This window comes from Pseudomonas sp. IT-93MI4, assembly GCF_949767635.1.
GTDB lineage: Bacteria > Pseudomonadota > Gammaproteobacteria > Pseudomonadales > Pseudomonadaceae > Aquipseudomonas > Aquipseudomonas putida_A.
Map to the genome: position 1 here is coordinate 125,724 of NZ_CATKPP010000002.1, position 13,895 is coordinate 139,618.

15 protein-coding genes are annotated in these 13,895 nt (G+C 59.1%); 6 read left to right on the top strand and 9 right to left on the bottom strand.

Annotation, left to right across the window (positions count from 1 at the left end):
- Positions 1-56: 56 nt before the first annotated feature.
- Complete coding sequence (locus ACM6I7_RS01565) at positions 57-848, bottom strand: phosphate/phosphite/phosphonate ABC transporter substrate-binding protein (protein WP_414887835.1); 792 nt, start codon at positions 846-848, stop codon at positions 57-59.
- Positions 849-991: 143 nt separating this feature from the next.
- Positions 992-1,933, bottom strand: coding sequence for a fatty acid desaturase (locus tag ACM6I7_RS01570; protein ID WP_285373589.1), 942 nt, complete (start codon positions 1,931-1,933; stop codon positions 992-994).
- A gap of 324 nt (positions 1,934-2,257) precedes the next feature.
- Here ACM6I7_RS01570 and ACM6I7_RS01575 point away from each other — a divergent pair, with 324 nt between their 5' ends.
- Positions 2,258-2,665 (top strand): GNAT family N-acetyltransferase, encoded by a 408-nt coding sequence (locus ACM6I7_RS01575; RefSeq protein ID WP_414887836.1) that lies wholly within the window; start codon positions 2,258-2,260, stop codon positions 2,663-2,665.
- 89 nt (positions 2,666-2,754) lie between these two features.
- On the opposite strand, the gene def is transcribed toward ACM6I7_RS01575, so the two are convergent.
- The 3 genes from def to ACM6I7_RS01590 form a co-directional block, all read right to left on the bottom strand.
- Positions 2,755-3,294, bottom strand: coding sequence for a peptide deformylase (gene def / locus ACM6I7_RS01580; protein ID WP_003227403.1), 540 nt, complete (start codon positions 3,292-3,294; stop codon positions 2,755-2,757).
- Positions 3,291-4,247 carry a YihY/virulence factor BrkB family protein gene (locus tag ACM6I7_RS01585; RefSeq protein ID WP_096795060.1) on the bottom strand — a complete coding sequence of 319 codons (957 nt, stop codon included), beginning with the start codon at positions 4,245-4,247 and terminating at the stop codon, positions 3,291-3,293. The genes def and ACM6I7_RS01585 overlap by 4 nt, the downstream gene beginning before the upstream one ends.
- A 163-nt stretch (positions 4,248-4,410) precedes the next feature.
- Positions 4,411-4,602, bottom strand: coding sequence for a CsbD family protein (locus ACM6I7_RS01590; RefSeq protein ID WP_027612573.1), 192 nt, complete (start codon positions 4,600-4,602; stop codon positions 4,411-4,413).
- 196 nt (positions 4,603-4,798) lie between these two features.
- Here ACM6I7_RS01590 and ACM6I7_RS01595 point away from each other — a divergent pair, with 196 nt between their 5' ends.
- On the top strand, positions 4,799-5,176 hold the full coding sequence (locus ACM6I7_RS01595; protein ID WP_007969330.1) for a hypothetical protein: 378 nt from the start codon (positions 4,799-4,801) through the stop codon (positions 5,174-5,176).
- A gap of 164 nt (positions 5,177-5,340) precedes the next feature.
- Here ACM6I7_RS01595 and fadD1 read toward each other — a convergent pair whose 3' ends face one another.
- Both fadD1 and fadD2 read right to left on the bottom strand, forming a co-directional pair.
- Entirely contained in the window at positions 5,341-7,038 is a 1,698-nt protein-coding gene (gene fadD1 / locus ACM6I7_RS01600; protein WP_003227414.1) for a long-chain-fatty-acid--CoA ligase FadD1, read from the bottom strand.
- Positions 7,039-7,398: 360 nt separating this feature from the next.
- Positions 7,399-9,087, bottom strand: a complete 1,689-nt coding sequence (gene fadD2, locus ACM6I7_RS01605; RefSeq protein ID WP_414887837.1) for a long-chain-fatty-acid--CoA ligase FadD2 — start codon at positions 9,085-9,087, stop codon at positions 7,399-7,401.
- 241 nt (positions 9,088-9,328) lie between these two features.
- Between fadD2 and ACM6I7_RS01610 the strand changes: the two genes are divergently transcribed.
- Both ACM6I7_RS01610 and ACM6I7_RS01615 read left to right on the top strand, forming a co-directional pair.
- Positions 9,329-10,273, top strand: a complete 945-nt coding sequence (locus ACM6I7_RS01610) for a lysophospholipase (protein WP_414887838.1) — start codon at positions 9,329-9,331, stop codon at positions 10,271-10,273.
- Between the two features lie 43 nt (positions 10,274-10,316).
- The gene (locus ACM6I7_RS01615; RefSeq protein WP_003227420.1) at positions 10,317-10,787 is read left to right on the top strand and encodes a MaoC family dehydratase; all 471 of its coding nucleotides are present in this window, start codon (positions 10,317-10,319) and stop codon (positions 10,785-10,787) included.
- Positions 10,788-10,911: 124 nt separating this feature from the next.
- On the opposite strand, the gene ACM6I7_RS01620 is transcribed toward ACM6I7_RS01615, so the two are convergent.
- Positions 10,912-11,379 (bottom strand): ferritin-like domain-containing protein, encoded by a 468-nt coding sequence (locus ACM6I7_RS01620; protein ID WP_003227422.1) that lies wholly within the window; start codon positions 11,377-11,379, stop codon positions 10,912-10,914.
- A 205-nt stretch (positions 11,380-11,584) separates the two neighbouring features.
- Here ACM6I7_RS01620 and ACM6I7_RS01625 point away from each other — a divergent pair, with 205 nt between their 5' ends.
- Together ACM6I7_RS01625 and ACM6I7_RS01630 are read left to right on the top strand one after the other, a co-directional pair.
- Positions 11,585-11,821, top strand: coding sequence for a DUF3820 family protein (locus ACM6I7_RS01625; protein ID WP_003227425.1), 237 nt, complete (start codon positions 11,585-11,587; stop codon positions 11,819-11,821).
- A 27-nt stretch (positions 11,822-11,848) separates the two neighbouring features.
- Positions 11,849-13,030 carry an aminotransferase class V-fold PLP-dependent enzyme gene (locus ACM6I7_RS01630; RefSeq protein WP_414887840.1) on the top strand — a complete coding sequence of 394 codons (1,182 nt, stop codon included), beginning with the start codon at positions 11,849-11,851 and terminating at the stop codon, positions 13,028-13,030.
- Between the two features lie 5 nt (positions 13,031-13,035).
- Here ACM6I7_RS01630 and ACM6I7_RS01635 read toward each other — a convergent pair whose 3' ends face one another.
- Complete coding sequence (locus ACM6I7_RS01635) at positions 13,036-13,761, bottom strand: intradiol ring-cleavage dioxygenase (RefSeq protein ID WP_098965238.1); 726 nt, start codon at positions 13,759-13,761, stop codon at positions 13,036-13,038.
- Between the last annotated feature and the right edge of the window lie 134 nt (positions 13,762-13,895).

Below are 13,895 nucleotides of genomic sequence, written 5' to 3' on the forward strand. Positions count from 1 at the left end.
TGCATTAATAATATTTATATTTCATTCTTATATTCTTTTTGGAGATATAAGGCTGTTCAGTGCAAGCGGCCGTAGCCCAACTCTTCAGCCTCACGTTGATAGTCGAGCAAGATCTGATAATCGCTTTCGCTGGCGGGCAACACTTCAGGCAAGCCGAGGATCTGCGCCACATCAGGCAATTCACGCAACGCCTGATTCATTACCCGGCGCAACTGTTCGATCTGCTCATTCGTGGCAGTCGCGGCGGTGATAAACGGCAACGTCGGGCTGAACGCACTACGCGCCACAACCCGCAATCCGTTGACCTCCTCAGGTGCGTATTGCGCAAGGCAGGCATAGGTCACGCTGTCGATCGCCGCCAGATCGGCGCGCGCTTCACGCAACCAACGCAGACTTTCGCGGTGCGCCCCACTGATGCCGACCGTGGCGAAAAACTGCCCGTCGCGGTGTAAGGGCGCCAGACGCTGGCGCAACAGGTTCATGCCGCTGTTGGAGTCGTCACTGTTGATCACCCCACGGCTGCCGCGAAAATCCGCCAGGGTTTTGCGCGTATCGTCAGCACGGCTGAGAATCAGGCTGCAATGATTGCCGGCAGTGGCGTCGGGCAATTCGTAGCGCGGGCGACCGACGATGCGTACCTGATCGCGCAGCAAGGTCATCAAGGGATAGCCGCAGGTCTGGGTCAGCAGCAGATCCGGCGACAACCAAAGCTCGGGGAGCGACAGGCTTGCGGCGTTGAGGCGGGAATGGCCGAGGTGTTCAAGAATGCGGGCGATCCAGCGTTCGTTGGCCGCGCGAATGGGCTCGGGGGCGGTGTACATCAGCAGTTCGAGGTGGTGTTGGGTCATACACATTATTCCCGGACAACAGATTTCCACTGTAGGCCTTCGCCTGCTCGCGATAGCGGTGTGTCAGTAACCTTTTTCGTTGATTGACACACCGCTATCGCGAGCAGGCTCACTCCTACAAGGGTTTTGTGGTGTTTTTCAGGTTAGTGGTAAGGATGTTGCGGACTGTCGATCGGCTTCAAACCGTGCTGCCGCCACAACTGCCCATAACCCTGCACCAGAAACCCGCCACTGCGCGCTACCCATTGTTCGCGGCGCATCCGGTAGGCCGCCGGCAAGTCGTACCACGCCAGCCCCGGCAGGTCGTGATGCACCAGATGGAAATTCAGATTCAGAAACAGCCAGCGCCACGGCCAGCCGGCTTCGTTAAGCACGGTGCGCTGCTCCGGCTGAACGTGCGGGCGGTGTTCATAGTAGGAGCGGATCATCGCGATCGACAGTGCCGGCACACTGATCAGCAGCAGGTAATGCCAGACCGGCAACACGCTGAAGCGCGCGATAAACCACAGCATCAACACGCTGAACGCACCGTGGGTCAGCCACATCAACCAGGCCTGACGCTCGCGGTTTTTCAGGCGTTGCAGTTCTTCGGCAGCGAGCGCGATCAATCCCAGCGGCGCACCAATGATGAAGCGGCCGATTACGGTTTTATTCAGCCAGTGCAGGCTGCGTTCGAACAAGGAACTGCCCTGCCAACGCACGGCCGTCAGATAACGGCTTTCCGGATCGATACCGGGCACAGTCAGGTGTTCATCGCGGTGATGCAGCAGGTGGCTGTCGCGATACAAGGTATATGGGTACCACACCGCAAAAGGTGCGTAACCGAGGATTTTATTGAAAAGCACCGAGCGGGTCGGGTGCCCATGCAGCAATTCATGCTGCACTGACAACCACAGCACCAGCAGCGGAATCAGCAGCAATGTGCTCAAGCCGCGACCGAGCCAGTGGCTGTTGAGGATGATTGCGAACCAGCCGCCATACACGCCGATCAGCAGCAGCCACGTCGGCCACTCGGTGCGGGCAGTGAAGCGCTGGCGCAGGGTTTCGATCTGCTGGCGATGGTCGGCGTCGAAGTAATTCGGCATGGCGTGGCTCGGAACGGGAATCTTCCCCTTCTGTGCAACGAAGCCGAGCAATCTTGCAGATTATTTTTGCGCTGAAACGGGAGCCCGGGGGACGGGCTCCCGAAGGACGTGATCAATGACCGAAAATATCGACCTTCTTGGCTTTCTTCTCTGCACGCTTTTCAATCGCCGTCTTCACCGGTTTCTTCTTCGCGGCTTTCTTTGAATCCATACCTTTGGACATGATGCGTACTCCACTCACAGGGATGTAGGCTCAGGTATACACCTATCGCGCGGCGCGCGTTCTTTTATAATCGGCGCTTTGCCCGCCGCCAGTCCGATCCCATGCCCGATACCCGATACGTCCTGCTCGACGAGCCTTTGTGGCCGTTGATGAACAAGTTTTACCGCCGCCACCAATCGTCGATGAAGGCGGTGCGCGATGCGCAGTTGTGGGTGGCGCGGCGCGAGGACATCGTCGCCGCGCTGTGCCTGCGGCCAGTGGCGGGCGGGTATTGGCTGACCGGGCTGTTTGTCGATCCGGGTTGCCGTGAGCAAGGGATCGCCGCGCAGTTGATCGCGGCGGCAGTGAAGGATCTGCAGGAGCCGGTGTGGCTGTTCTGTCATCCGGATTTGCGCGGTTTTTATGAGCGGCGTGGCTTCAGTTTCGACCCTGCCCTGCCCTACGCGCTGGCCGAACGGTTGAGCCGGTATGCGCGGAGCAAGCCGATGATTGCGATGGGGCTTGTTTGAAGATCAAAAGCTCAAAAGATCGCAGCCTTCGGCAGCTCCTACACCGATCTCTGTAGGAGCTGCCGCAGGCTGCGATCTTTTGATTTTGCTTAATCGTCGGCTGTGGGATCGAGATCCGGGAACATCACCTCGGTAAAGCCGAACTTGCTGAAATCGGTAATCCGCGACGGATACAAGCGGCCGATCAGGTGATCGCATTCGTGCTGCACTACCCGCGCATGGAAGCCTGACGCCACGCGTACGATCGGCTCGCCCTTGGGATCAAAGCCTTCGTAGCGAATCTGCTGATAACGATCCACCGCACCGCGCAGGCCGGGCACCGACAGACAGCCTTCAAAGCCCTCCTCGGTCAGCGGACTCAGCGGCGTGATCAGCGGATTGATCAGGATCGTCTGCGGAACCGCTTCGGCGTCCGGGTAGCGTTCGCTGTGCTCGAAACCGAAGATCACCAGTTGCAGGTCGACGCCGATCTGCGGCGCTGCCAGGCCGACACCACCGACACTTTCCATGGTCTGGAACATGTCATCGATCAGTTGCCACAGCTCGGGGCTGTCGAACATTTCCGGCGGCACCGGTGGGGCGATGCGCAGCAGGCGTTCGTCGCCCATTTTGAGGATTTCACGAATCATGGTCGGGCTTCGTCAGTGTCCGGCTTGAGCGAGTGGTCGCGCCCCAGGCCCGAGACATGTTGTTTGGGATGTTCATCGAGTTCGCCGGGGACTTTCTCGCCCTCGTCCTTGCCCTCGCTGGACATGTGTTCGATCACCGCATTCATCTCGGCGCCGAGCAGCAGCACCGCCGAGGAAATGTAGAAATACAGCAACAGCACGATGATCGCCCCGATGCTGCCATACATCGCGTTGTAGTTGGCGAAGGTTTTGACGTAGAACGCAAAGCCCAGTGAGGCGATGATCCACACCACCACGGCGAGTACCGAGCCGGGGGTGATGAAACGGAATTCCTGTTTGACGTCGGGCATCACGTAATAGATCAGCGCCACCGCGACCATCATAAGGATCACGATCACCGGCCAGCGCGCAATCGTCCACACGGTGACGATGAAGTCTTCCAGCCCCACCTGCGCGGCAATCCAGCCCATCACTTGCGGCCCGAGCACCATCAGTGCGGCCGCCACCAGCAACATGCCGGCAATGCCGACGGTGTAGAACACCGACAGCGGAAAACGCTTCCAGATCGGCCGGCCCTCGACCACGTCGTAAGCGGCGTTCATCGCACTCATCATCAAGCGCACACCGGCAGATGCGGTGTACAGGGCGATGACGATACCGACCGAAAGCAAGCCGCCCTTGGACTGCTGCAATTGATCGATCACCGGGTTGACCTGTTCCAGCGCCTGCGGTGGCAGCACCAGTTCCGACTGCAGGCGCAACCAGGTGAAGAAGTCCGGCAGGTGCAGGAAACCGATCAGGGCAATCAGGAACAGAATGAACGGGAACAGCGAGAACAGCATCTGGTAGGCCAGTGCCGAGGCGTAGGTCGACATCTCGTCGTCGACGAATTCAGTGACCGTGCGCACCATCACCCGGTGCAGTGGCAGACCTTTCATGTCTGGAAAAATCATTCGCGTCTCCTTTCGCCGCATTACAGGTTGAAGTCGTGGCGACTCAGGGGCCGTTTTCTACATCACGGTAGCCTACTTGGCGACCTTCGTGGATGGCTGTCGGGTTTTGACACAAAAACGGCCATCCTTGGATGGCCGCTCGTGTGTTTCGTTCAAGGCGGAATTACGCCTTGTCGACACCTTTCTTGATGGCGTCTTTGGCTTTGCCGACAGCTTGCTGGGCTTCACCTTTTTTCTCTTGCAGTTTGCCTTCGGCTTGCAGCTTGGTGTTGTCGGTGGCTTTGCCGACGCCTTGCTTGACGTTGCCGACTGCTTCGTTAGCCATGCCTTTTACTTTATCGCCAGTGCTACTCATGGTGTTTCTCCTTGGTGCATTGAAGGGGAAAAGTCAGTACGTAATGATTGACTGGCCGGGTTTGCCACGAGTTTCATTTATTTTTGCCCTTCATTTCGTCGTGCCATGCAGGTTGGGCTTTATGTTTGCCCCGCAAGCCCCGAGAATGCGCACCTATGGGCGCCGTGCGCCAACGATCAGATCCCGCAGGAATGTTATGAAACTCGATAAAAAGCAGGCCATTGCCCGTCGCAACCAGGAACTAGGCGGCGCTGTGCTCGGCACCAACAACTGCCACTTCGCCGAATTGAACCGCAACCGCAACATCTGGTGGTTCGACCTGCCGGTGACGCGCCTCGCCGTCGGTCAGTACGAGTGGATTCACCTGCTGATGCACACCCCGGCCACCGACGAACTGCTGCACTTGAAAGTGCCGACCGTGTTCCTGCGCGAAAAGCTCGAAGGCCTGGTGATTCGCAACGAAGGCAAGCGCAAGGCAGCGTTGAGTCTGGAATTGAGTGCGGACAAGGATTCGTATCTGCAGGACATGCGTCCGGCGGGAACCAATGTGAATTTCGCGCCGTTCCGGCAGTAACCGAAAAGCTTCGCGAGCAAGCCCGCTCCCACATTTGACTGTATTCCAACTGGAGGAACGCGGTTGAATGTGGGAGCGGGCTTGCTCGCGAAGGCGGCATCACAGTCACTACAGATCCACCACCTATTCCAACAAAAAGCCCCGCATCTGCGGGGCTTTTTGCTTCAGGCGGCGGACTTGGCCTTGATCTTCTTCAGCTCTTCATCACGCAACTCACGACGCAGGATCTTGCCGACGTTGGTGGTCGGCAGCGCATCGCGGAACTCCACCGAACGCGGCACCTTGTAACCGGTGACGTTGGCGCGCATGTGCTCCATCACGGTTTCCTTGGTCAGGGTCACGCCCGGCTTGGCCACGATGAAGATCTTGATCGCCTCGCCCGACTTCTCGTCCGGCACGCCGATGGCCGCGCACTGCAACACACCCGGCAGGGTCGCCAGCACGTCTTCCAGTTCGTTCGGGTAAACGTTGAAACCGGAGACCAGAATCATGTCTTTCTTGCGATCAACGATGCGCATGTAGCCATCGGGCTGGATCAGCGCGATGTCACCGGTCTTCAGCCAGCCTTCGCTGTCGAGGATCTCGTCGGTGGCTTCCTGACGCTGCCAGTAGCCCTTCATCACTTGCGGGCCCTTGACGCACAGCTCGCCGATTTCGCCCATAGGCTGCTCGACACCGGCATCGTCAATGACTTTGCACAGGGTCGACGGCACCGGAATGCCGATGGTGCCGATCTGAATGTTCTGGATCGGGTTGACCGTGGCCACCGGGCTGGTTTCGGTCATGCCGTAACCTTCGCAGATCGAGCAACCGGTCACCGCTTTCCAGCGCTCGGCGGCGGCCAGTTGCAGGGCCATGCCGCCGGACAGGGTGACTTTCAGATTGGAGAAATCCAGCTTGCGGAAACCTTCGTTGTTGCACAGCGCGACGAACAGCGTGTTCAGGCCAACGAAGCCGCTGAACTTCCACTTCGACAGTTCCTTGACCATCGCCGGCAGGTCGCGCGGGTTGCTGATCAGGATGTTGTGGTTGCCGATCAGCATCATCGCCATGCAATGAAAGGTGAACGCATAGATGTGGTACAGCGGCAGAGGGGTGATCAGGATCTCGCAGCCTTCATTGAGGTTGGAACCCATCAGCGCCTTGCACTGCAGCATATTGGCGACGAGGTTGCGATGGGTCAGCATCGCACCCTTGGCCACGCCGGTGGTGCCGCCGGTGTATTGCAGCACCGCGACATCGCTGCTGTGCGGATTGGCTTCGGCCACCGGCTGACCCTGGCCCTTGCTCAGCACGTCGTTGAACTTGACGGCTTTGGGCAGGTGATACGCCGGGACCATCTTCTTCACGTACTTGATCACGCTGTTGATCAGCAGGCGCTTGACCGGCGGCAGCAGGTCGGCAACTTCGGTGACGATAACGTGTTTGACCCCGGTCTTCGGCACCACGGCTTCCGCCAGGTGCGCCATGTTGGCCAGGCAGACCAGGGCTTTTGCGCCGGAGTCGTTGAATTGGTGTTCCATTTCCCGCGCGGTGTACAGCGGGTTGGTGTTGACCACGATCAGCCCGGCGCGGATCGCACCGAAGACGGCCACCGGGTACTGCAGAACGTTGGGCAGTTGCACGGCGATTCGATCACCGGGCTGCAAGTCGGTATGCTGTTGCAGATACGCGGCAAACGCACCGGACAATTCGTACAGTTCACCGTAGGTGATTGTCTTGCCCAGGTTGCTGAAAGCCGGCTTGTTGGCGAAGCGTTGGCAGGATTGCTTCAACACTGCCTGAATATTCGGGTACTCGTCTGGATTGATGTCGGCAGCAATTCCAGCCGGGTATTTATCCTTCCAAAAGTCTTCGATCATGGAAGCCCACTCCTCAGCAACGCGAATTCTTCACCGCATTTGATGCGATTATTATTGGTGTGTGTTTTGTATTGGTGAATCTGGCTTTTCTACAGGCCGAGAAGTCACAAAGCGCGCCGAGAGTAGCAGCTTTGCCGAGGGCCGACTAGAGCCAAAAGCGGCCTCCATGGTCACTTTAATGACTCAAGACTTTCTAACAGTCATTTTAGAGCAAAAATCCTATACCAGCCTGAAAGCCCCGGTTTTCCGGGACTTCACCGCCCAAAAAGCATCGCGGGCAAGCCCGCTCCCACAAGGTTGGGAGATCCCTGTGGGAGCGTGGCTTGCCCGCGATCCGCGCAACGCGCGGCCATTCACCGATCAGGCGATATCGCGCAACTCCCGCCGCAGAATCTTCCCGACCGGCGTCATCGGCAACGACTCACGCAGCACGATGTGTTTCGGCACCTTGTAAGCGGTGAAATTCTCTTTGCAGTACGCCTTGAGCTCTTCGAGGCTGACCCCGGTTTCCCGCGCCACCACAAACAGCTTCACCGCTTCGCCCGAACGCTCGTCCGGCACGCCGATCACCGCGCAGTTGGCGACTTTCGGGTGGGCCATCACCACGTCTTCGATCTCATTGGGGTACACGTTGAAACCGGAGACGATGATCATGTCCTTCTTGCGATCGACGATGCGTACGAAGCCGTCCGGGTCGATCACCGCGATATCACCGGACTTGAACCAGCCCTCGGCATCCAGCACTTCGGCGGTGGCTTCGGGTTTGTGCCAGTAGCCTTTCATGATCTGTGGGCCCTTGATGCACAACTCGCCGCGCTCGCCCATCGGCTGCTCGACACCCTCGTCATTGATGACTTTCAGCAGCGTATCCGGCACCGGCAGACCGACCGTGCCCAGACGCGACTTGTCGCCATACGGGTTGGTGCAGGCCACCGGCGACGTTTCCGTGAGGCCGTAACCCTCGGTGATGCGGCAACCGGTGATCTGCTCCCAGCGCTCGGCGGTGGCCTTGACCAGCGCGGTACCGCCGGAGTTGGTCAGCTTGAGGCTGGAGAAATCCAGGGTCTTGAAGTCCGGGTGCTCCATCAGCGCCACGAACAACGTATTCAGGCCGAGCAACGCCGAGAAGCGCCAGTTCTTCAGCTCTTTGATGAAGCCTGCGATGTCGCGCGGATTGGTGATCAGCACGTTGTGGTTGCCCGATACCATCATGCACATGCAATTCGCGGTGAAGGCATAGATGTGGTACAGCGGCAGTGGCGCCACCATCACCTCCTGCCCTTCGCGCAGCAGCGGCTGACCGTCTGGCCCCAATTGCGCAAGACACGCGCGCACCTGCTGCATGTTCGCCACGAGGTTGCCGTGGGTCAGCATCGCGCCCTTGGCCAGGCCGGTGGTGCCGCCGGTGTATTGCAACACGGCGATGTCGTCGAGACCGACTTTCAACGGCTTGATCCCCAGACCACGGCCCAGGCGCAGCGCACTCTTGAGCGAGATCGCCTGCGGCAGCGAATAGTCCGGGACCATTTTCTTCACTTTGCTGACCACGGTGTTGATCAGCCAGCCCTTGGCGGTGGGCATCATGTCGCCCATCTTCGCTTCGATCAGGTATTGGATGTCAGTGTCCGGCAGCACTTCCTGAACCTTCTGCCCGAACATGTTCAGGTACACCAGCGCGCGGGCGCCGGAATCCTTGAACTGGTGGCGCATCTCGCGCGCGGTGTACAGCGGGTTGGTGTTGACCACGATCAGCCCGGCGCGCAAGGCGCCGAACACGGCAATCGGATATTGCAGCACATTGGGCATCTGCACCGCGATGCGATCCCCCGGCACCAGATCGGTGTGGGCTTGCAGGTAACCGGCGAACGCCGCGCTGTAGCGCTCGAGTTCAGCGTAAGTCAGGGTCACGCCCATATTGCTGAAGGCCGGACGGTCCGCGAATTTCTTGCAGGAACGCTCAAACACCTCGATCACCGACTTGAACTCGCCCATGTCGATGTCCAGTGGTACGCCGGCGGGGCGTTTGTCATTCCAGAAATCAGGTTGCATTGTTCTTGTCCTCTTTACCTGAATCGATCCGGGAGCCGCTTTTCTGTGGTTTCGCGCTGATCCCTGAGGGCACAAAGCAAAAAGCGGAGCTTCACGGACACTAGCAGTTATGGCCATTGAGGCAAATATGGGCGATGGCGACATTGATCGTATGAATCTTCCTGCCGTGGCGTGAGCTGATCGGACGCGCTATACAATGCAACGACTGCGGGCCGATACCGCTCGATAAAAAGGAATTGCCATGATCCACCGAGGCTTTTGGCTGGACGCGAGTGACCGCAGCCGCCTGTTCGTCAACCAGTGGCTGCCCGCCGCGCCCTTGAAAGCGCTGATCCTGCTGGCCCACGGCATGGCCGAACACAGCGCGCGCTACGAGCGGCTGGCGAATGCGTTCTGTGAACAAGGCTACGGTGTGTACGCCCCGGATCTGCGCGGCCATGGTAAGACCGCCGAACACGGGACGCTCGGGCATTTCGCCGATGACGACGGCTGGTGCAAGGTGATCGGCGATCTGGCCAGCCTCAACCAGCACATCGGCCAGCAGCATCCCGACGTGCCAATCATCCTGCTCGGGCACAGCATGGGCAGCTACCTCGCTCAGGGTTACCTGCTGCATCACAGCGCCAGCCTGCATGGGGCGATTCTCAGCGGTTCGAACTTCCAGCCGGTGGCGCTTTACGGCGCGGCGCGACAAATCGCCCGTTTCGAAAAACTGCGTCAGGGTGGCAAGGGCCGCAGTGCGCTGATCGAGTGGTTGTCGTTCGGCTCGTTCAACAAAAAATTCAAACCGTCGCGCACGCCGTTCGACTGGCTGAGCCGCGACCCGGTCGAGGTCGATCTGTATGCCAACGACCCGTTGTGCGGCTTCCGCTGCACCAATCAATTGTGGATCGACTTGCTCGGCGGCTTGCAGCAGATCAGCAAAGCGTCCAATCTCGCCCAGATCGACCCGGGCCTGCCGCTGCTGGTGATCGGCGGTGAATGTGATCCGGTGAGCGAAGGCAAGCGTCTGACAGATCTGGCCGAAGCGTTGCGCTCGGCCGGCAGCCAGAACCTGCAACTGAAGATCTACCCGCAGGCGCGGCACGAATTGTTCAACGAAACCAATCGCGACGAAGTGATTGCCGATGTGCTGACCTGGATCGACCAGGCGCTGAGCCATCGCCGCCCCCATCGCAGCGAATAATTTTTTGTGGATTCACTTTAATCCGTCACAGGAATCAAGACCGATGACCCAGGTTACCAACATCCCTTACGAAGCCCTCGAAGTCGGCCAGACCGCCAGCTACAGCAAGACTGTCGAAGAGCGCGACATTCAGCTGTTCGCCGCGATGTCGGGCGACCACAACCCGGTGCACCTGGATGCCGAGTTCGCCGCCGCCAGCATGTTCAAGGAACGCATCGCCCACGGCATGTTCAGCGGTGCACTGATCAGCGCGGCCGTGGCGTGCGAGCTGCCTGGGCCGGGCACCATCTACATCGGTCAGCAGATGAGCTTTCAGAAGCCGGTGAAGATTGGCGACACCCTGACCGTGCGCCTGGAAATCCTCGAGAAGCTGCCGAAGTTTCGCGTGCGCATCGCCACTCGCGTGTTCAACCAGCGTGATGAGCTGGTGGTGGATGGCGAGGCCGAGATTCTGGCACCGCGCAAGCAGCAGACCGTGACCTTGCCGACGTTGCCAGCAATCAGCATCGGCTGATCATCAGGTACACAAAACAAAAGTGGGAGCGGGCTTGCTCGCGAAGGGGTCGTGTCAGCAACAGCATCGTTGCATGACACACCGCTTCGCGAGCAAGCCCGCTCCCACAGTTTTTTAGCGTGGCTTACGAACGAGCGCGAGCCTGGTTACGCAGGGCTTTCACCTGGTCGTGATTGCGTTGTACGCCGTGGTACTGACGCTCAACCAGGTCACGAATACCGACCAGGCCGTGCTTGTTGATTTTCTCGATGGCTTCACGATAAGCCTTCAGGGCATGGTCTTCACCGCGCTCGGCTTCGTTCAGCACAGCCTCTTCGTCCTTGCCAGTGAACATGGCTTTGACGTCGACCCAGCGACGGTGCAGGTCACCGCTGACGCTGGTAGAGGTTTCCGGATCACCGCCCAGTTTACGCACTTCAGCCTGCAGTTCAGCGGCGGCAGTCGCGCAATCGGCAGAACGGGTCACGAACAGAGTCTTGAGTTCTGGATGCTTGATGTCTTCAGCGCAAGTCTTGAACCCTTCCTGGCCGTCCTTGCAGGTTTCGATCAGGTCGTTGAGTACAGAGATGGCTTCTTTATTCATGTCAGTCATTTTTCAATTCCTTGCGGTTGGTTGAAGATGCAAGGGTTATTGCAGTGTGCGTGCCAGCTTTTCATTCAAAAATAAATCGTTATTTTTCAATAAGTTAAAGATATTTGAACTATCCGTATCACGGTTATTTGCATGATCTGTCATTTGGCCTGCATGCAGAATGCCTGTATTTTCCTGACCTATTGAATCCAGATGATTGCCACTGATGAATCCTGAAAAACTTGAACTGCTGATCACCCGTGAAATGCCCTTCGGCAAGTACAAGGGCCGGATCATTGCAGACCTGCCGGGGCCTTACCTCAACTGGTTCGCCCGCGAGGGTTTTCCTCACGGCGAACTCGGCGGACTGCTGGCGCTGATGCAGGAAATCGACCATAACGGCCTGTCGGATCTGCTCGAACCACTACGCGCCAAACACGGCAAACCTGCCCCGCGCCACTGAAGCGCCCTCCTCCCTAGAGCCTCGACCATGCCTGACAACACCCGCCGCGCCCGTGACGAAGCATTCTGGCAAACCTTCGCCGATCGTTACGAAGCGCAAACCGGCCCGCTGAACCTGGAGAACGGTTACTTCGGGCGCATGTCGCGCACAGTGATCGAGGACTATCAGCGCAATATCGAGCTGATCAACACCAACAACTCGGTGTACGTGCGCCAGCGTTTCGAACAGCACGACAGCCTGGAGATCCGTGCGCAACTGGCCGAGACCATCGGTGTGCGCGCGCAGAGCGTGGCCTTCACCCGCAACGCCAGTGATGCGCTGCAATCGCTGATCCGCAATTACAATCGCCTGCTTCCGGGCGATCAGGTGCTGATCAGCGACCTGGAATACGACACGGTCAAAGGTGCCATGCGCTGGCTGTCACGCCGTCGCGGCGTCGACGTGATCGAGATCAACCACACTCACCCGGCCAGTTTCGACAGCCTGCTGGACAGTTACCGCGAAGCCTTCATCCGCTATCCGAAACTCAAACTGATGGCCCTGACCCATGTCACCCACCGCACCGGTCTGGTGATGCCGGTGCAGGCCATCGCCGAACTGGCGAAACAGCATGGCGTGGACATCATCCTCGACGGCGCTCACGCCCTTGGCCAGATCGAGTTCAATCTGGAAGCGATGGGCATCGCCTTCGCCGGTTTTAACCTGCACAAGTGGATTGGCGCGCCATTGACCCTGGGCTTTCTGTACATCGCCCCGCAGCGCCTGGCCGACATCGATCCGGACATGGGCGAAATGCACTTTCCGGCCAGCGACATCCGCGCGCGCACGCCGTACAGCACGCCGAACATTCCGGCGCTGATGTCGCTGCCGCTGGCGCTCGAGGAGCACCGCTCGCTCGGCGGCGCTGCGGCCAAAAGCGCCCGGCTCAATTACCTGCGCAATCTGTGGGTCAGCGCGGTGCGGCACCTGCCGGGGATCGAGGTGATGACCCCGGACGATCCGCGCCTGTATTGCGGGATCACCTCGATGCGTTTCACTCGCCACGCCGATCAACAGGCAATGGTCGAGCGCCTGCTCGACGAGTACAACCTGTTCACCGTGGTGCGCAACGGCGCAGCGAGCGGGCCGAGCATCCGCATCACGCCGGGGCTGACCACCACGGCGGCTGACATGCAGTCGCTGACCCGTGCACTCAACGAGCTGCGTTGATCGGTTCACACGGTGTACTTGTCGAAGTCCTCGGGTTTGATCTGCGACGAGGCGGCAAAGGTGTCGATGCCGATGGTCAGGTGGCCGAAGAAACCGTCCTCGTGAGAGTCGCGGCCGATCGGCCACACGGTCAGGGTCGAATCTTCGCCGCGCATGTTGCTGTAGTAGCTGTCATCGGCATTGTTCAAGGGTGTCGAGGCTCGCCCGCGATAGTCACGGGCATTGAGCACCGCGCGTGACACCACTTCGGGGAAATAGAGCTGACCGACCCAGGCCACGTTGCGCTCCTCCAGATATTCACTGCCGCTGACCATGCGCACCGCCACATGAATGTGCAGCGCCCGACCGGCATAGAACCCGGGATAGATGGTGGTGAAGCGCACCCGCCCCTGCTGATCGCAGAACTGGCTGCCACGCAGATAGGTGTCATCGTCGGTGCGCGGCACTGAGCCGATGGCATCGGAGTCGACCTCCAGATCCGGATTGATCCGGCTCCACCCTGAATAGGCGCCTCGTGCATTGCAGTGCCAGATGTCCACCAATGCTCCGCTCACCGGTTGACCGGTCATCGCATCGACAATGCTCAGGCGCAGCAGCAAGGGCAGGCCTTCAGCGCCTTCGCTGATGTTGCGCCGCAGCAATTTGGGATTGCGAAAGTACGGCCCGGCGATCTGCTCGGGGGCCAACTGATAGATCGATGGTGACGGTGCGGTTGAAGTGTCTCGTTCCATGACGCGTTCTCTTTTCCATAAGATGAACGCAGATTAACGGCGCACGAGCCCCGCGGTGCGGTAACTATGTGTCGCGCCGTTTCCATGAGTATTTTTGCCGGGCAAAAAAAACGGTGCACCGACCAAGCGCACCG

Coding starts and splice junctions, on each gene's coding strand:
- ACM6I7_RS01565 (WP_414887835.1), bottom strand. CDS start 848: ATGACCCAACACCACCTCGAACTGCTGATGTACACCGCCCCCGAGCCC.
- ACM6I7_RS01570 (WP_285373589.1), bottom strand. CDS start 1,933: ATGCCGAATTACTTCGACGCCGACCATCGCCAGCAGATCGAAACCCTG.
- ACM6I7_RS01575 (WP_414887836.1), top strand. CDS start 2,258: ATGCCCGATACCCGATACGTCCTGCTCGACGAGCCTTTGTGGCCGTTG.
- def (WP_003227403.1), bottom strand. CDS start 3,294: ATGATTCGTGAAATCCTCAAAATGGGCGACGAACGCCTGCTGCGCATC.
- ACM6I7_RS01585 (WP_096795060.1), bottom strand. CDS start 4,247: ATGATTTTTCCAGACATGAAAGGTCTGCCACTGCACCGGGTGATGGTG.
- ACM6I7_RS01590 (WP_027612573.1), bottom strand. CDS start 4,602: ATGAGTAGCACTGGCGATAAAGTAAAAGGCATGGCTAACGAAGCAGTC.
- ACM6I7_RS01595 (WP_007969330.1), top strand. CDS start 4,799: ATGAAACTCGATAAAAAGCAGGCCATTGCCCGTCGCAACCAGGAACTA.
- fadD1 (WP_003227414.1), bottom strand. CDS start 7,038: ATGATCGAAGACTTTTGGAAGGATAAATACCCGGCTGGAATTGCTGCC.
- fadD2 (WP_414887837.1), bottom strand. CDS start 9,087: ATGCAACCTGATTTCTGGAATGACAAACGCCCCGCCGGCGTACCACTG.
- ACM6I7_RS01610 (WP_414887838.1), top strand. CDS start 9,329: ATGATCCACCGAGGCTTTTGGCTGGACGCGAGTGACCGCAGCCGCCTG.
- ACM6I7_RS01615 (WP_003227420.1), top strand. CDS start 10,317: ATGACCCAGGTTACCAACATCCCTTACGAAGCCCTCGAAGTCGGCCAG.
- ACM6I7_RS01620 (WP_003227422.1), bottom strand. CDS start 11,379: ATGACTGACATGAATAAAGAAGCCATCTCTGTACTCAACGACCTGATC.
- ACM6I7_RS01625 (WP_003227425.1), top strand. CDS start 11,585: ATGAATCCTGAAAAACTTGAACTGCTGATCACCCGTGAAATGCCCTTC.
- ACM6I7_RS01630 (WP_414887840.1), top strand. CDS start 11,849: ATGCCTGACAACACCCGCCGCGCCCGTGACGAAGCATTCTGGCAAACC.
- ACM6I7_RS01635 (WP_098965238.1), bottom strand. CDS start 13,761: ATGGAACGAGACACTTCAACCGCACCGTCACCATCGATCTATCAGTTG.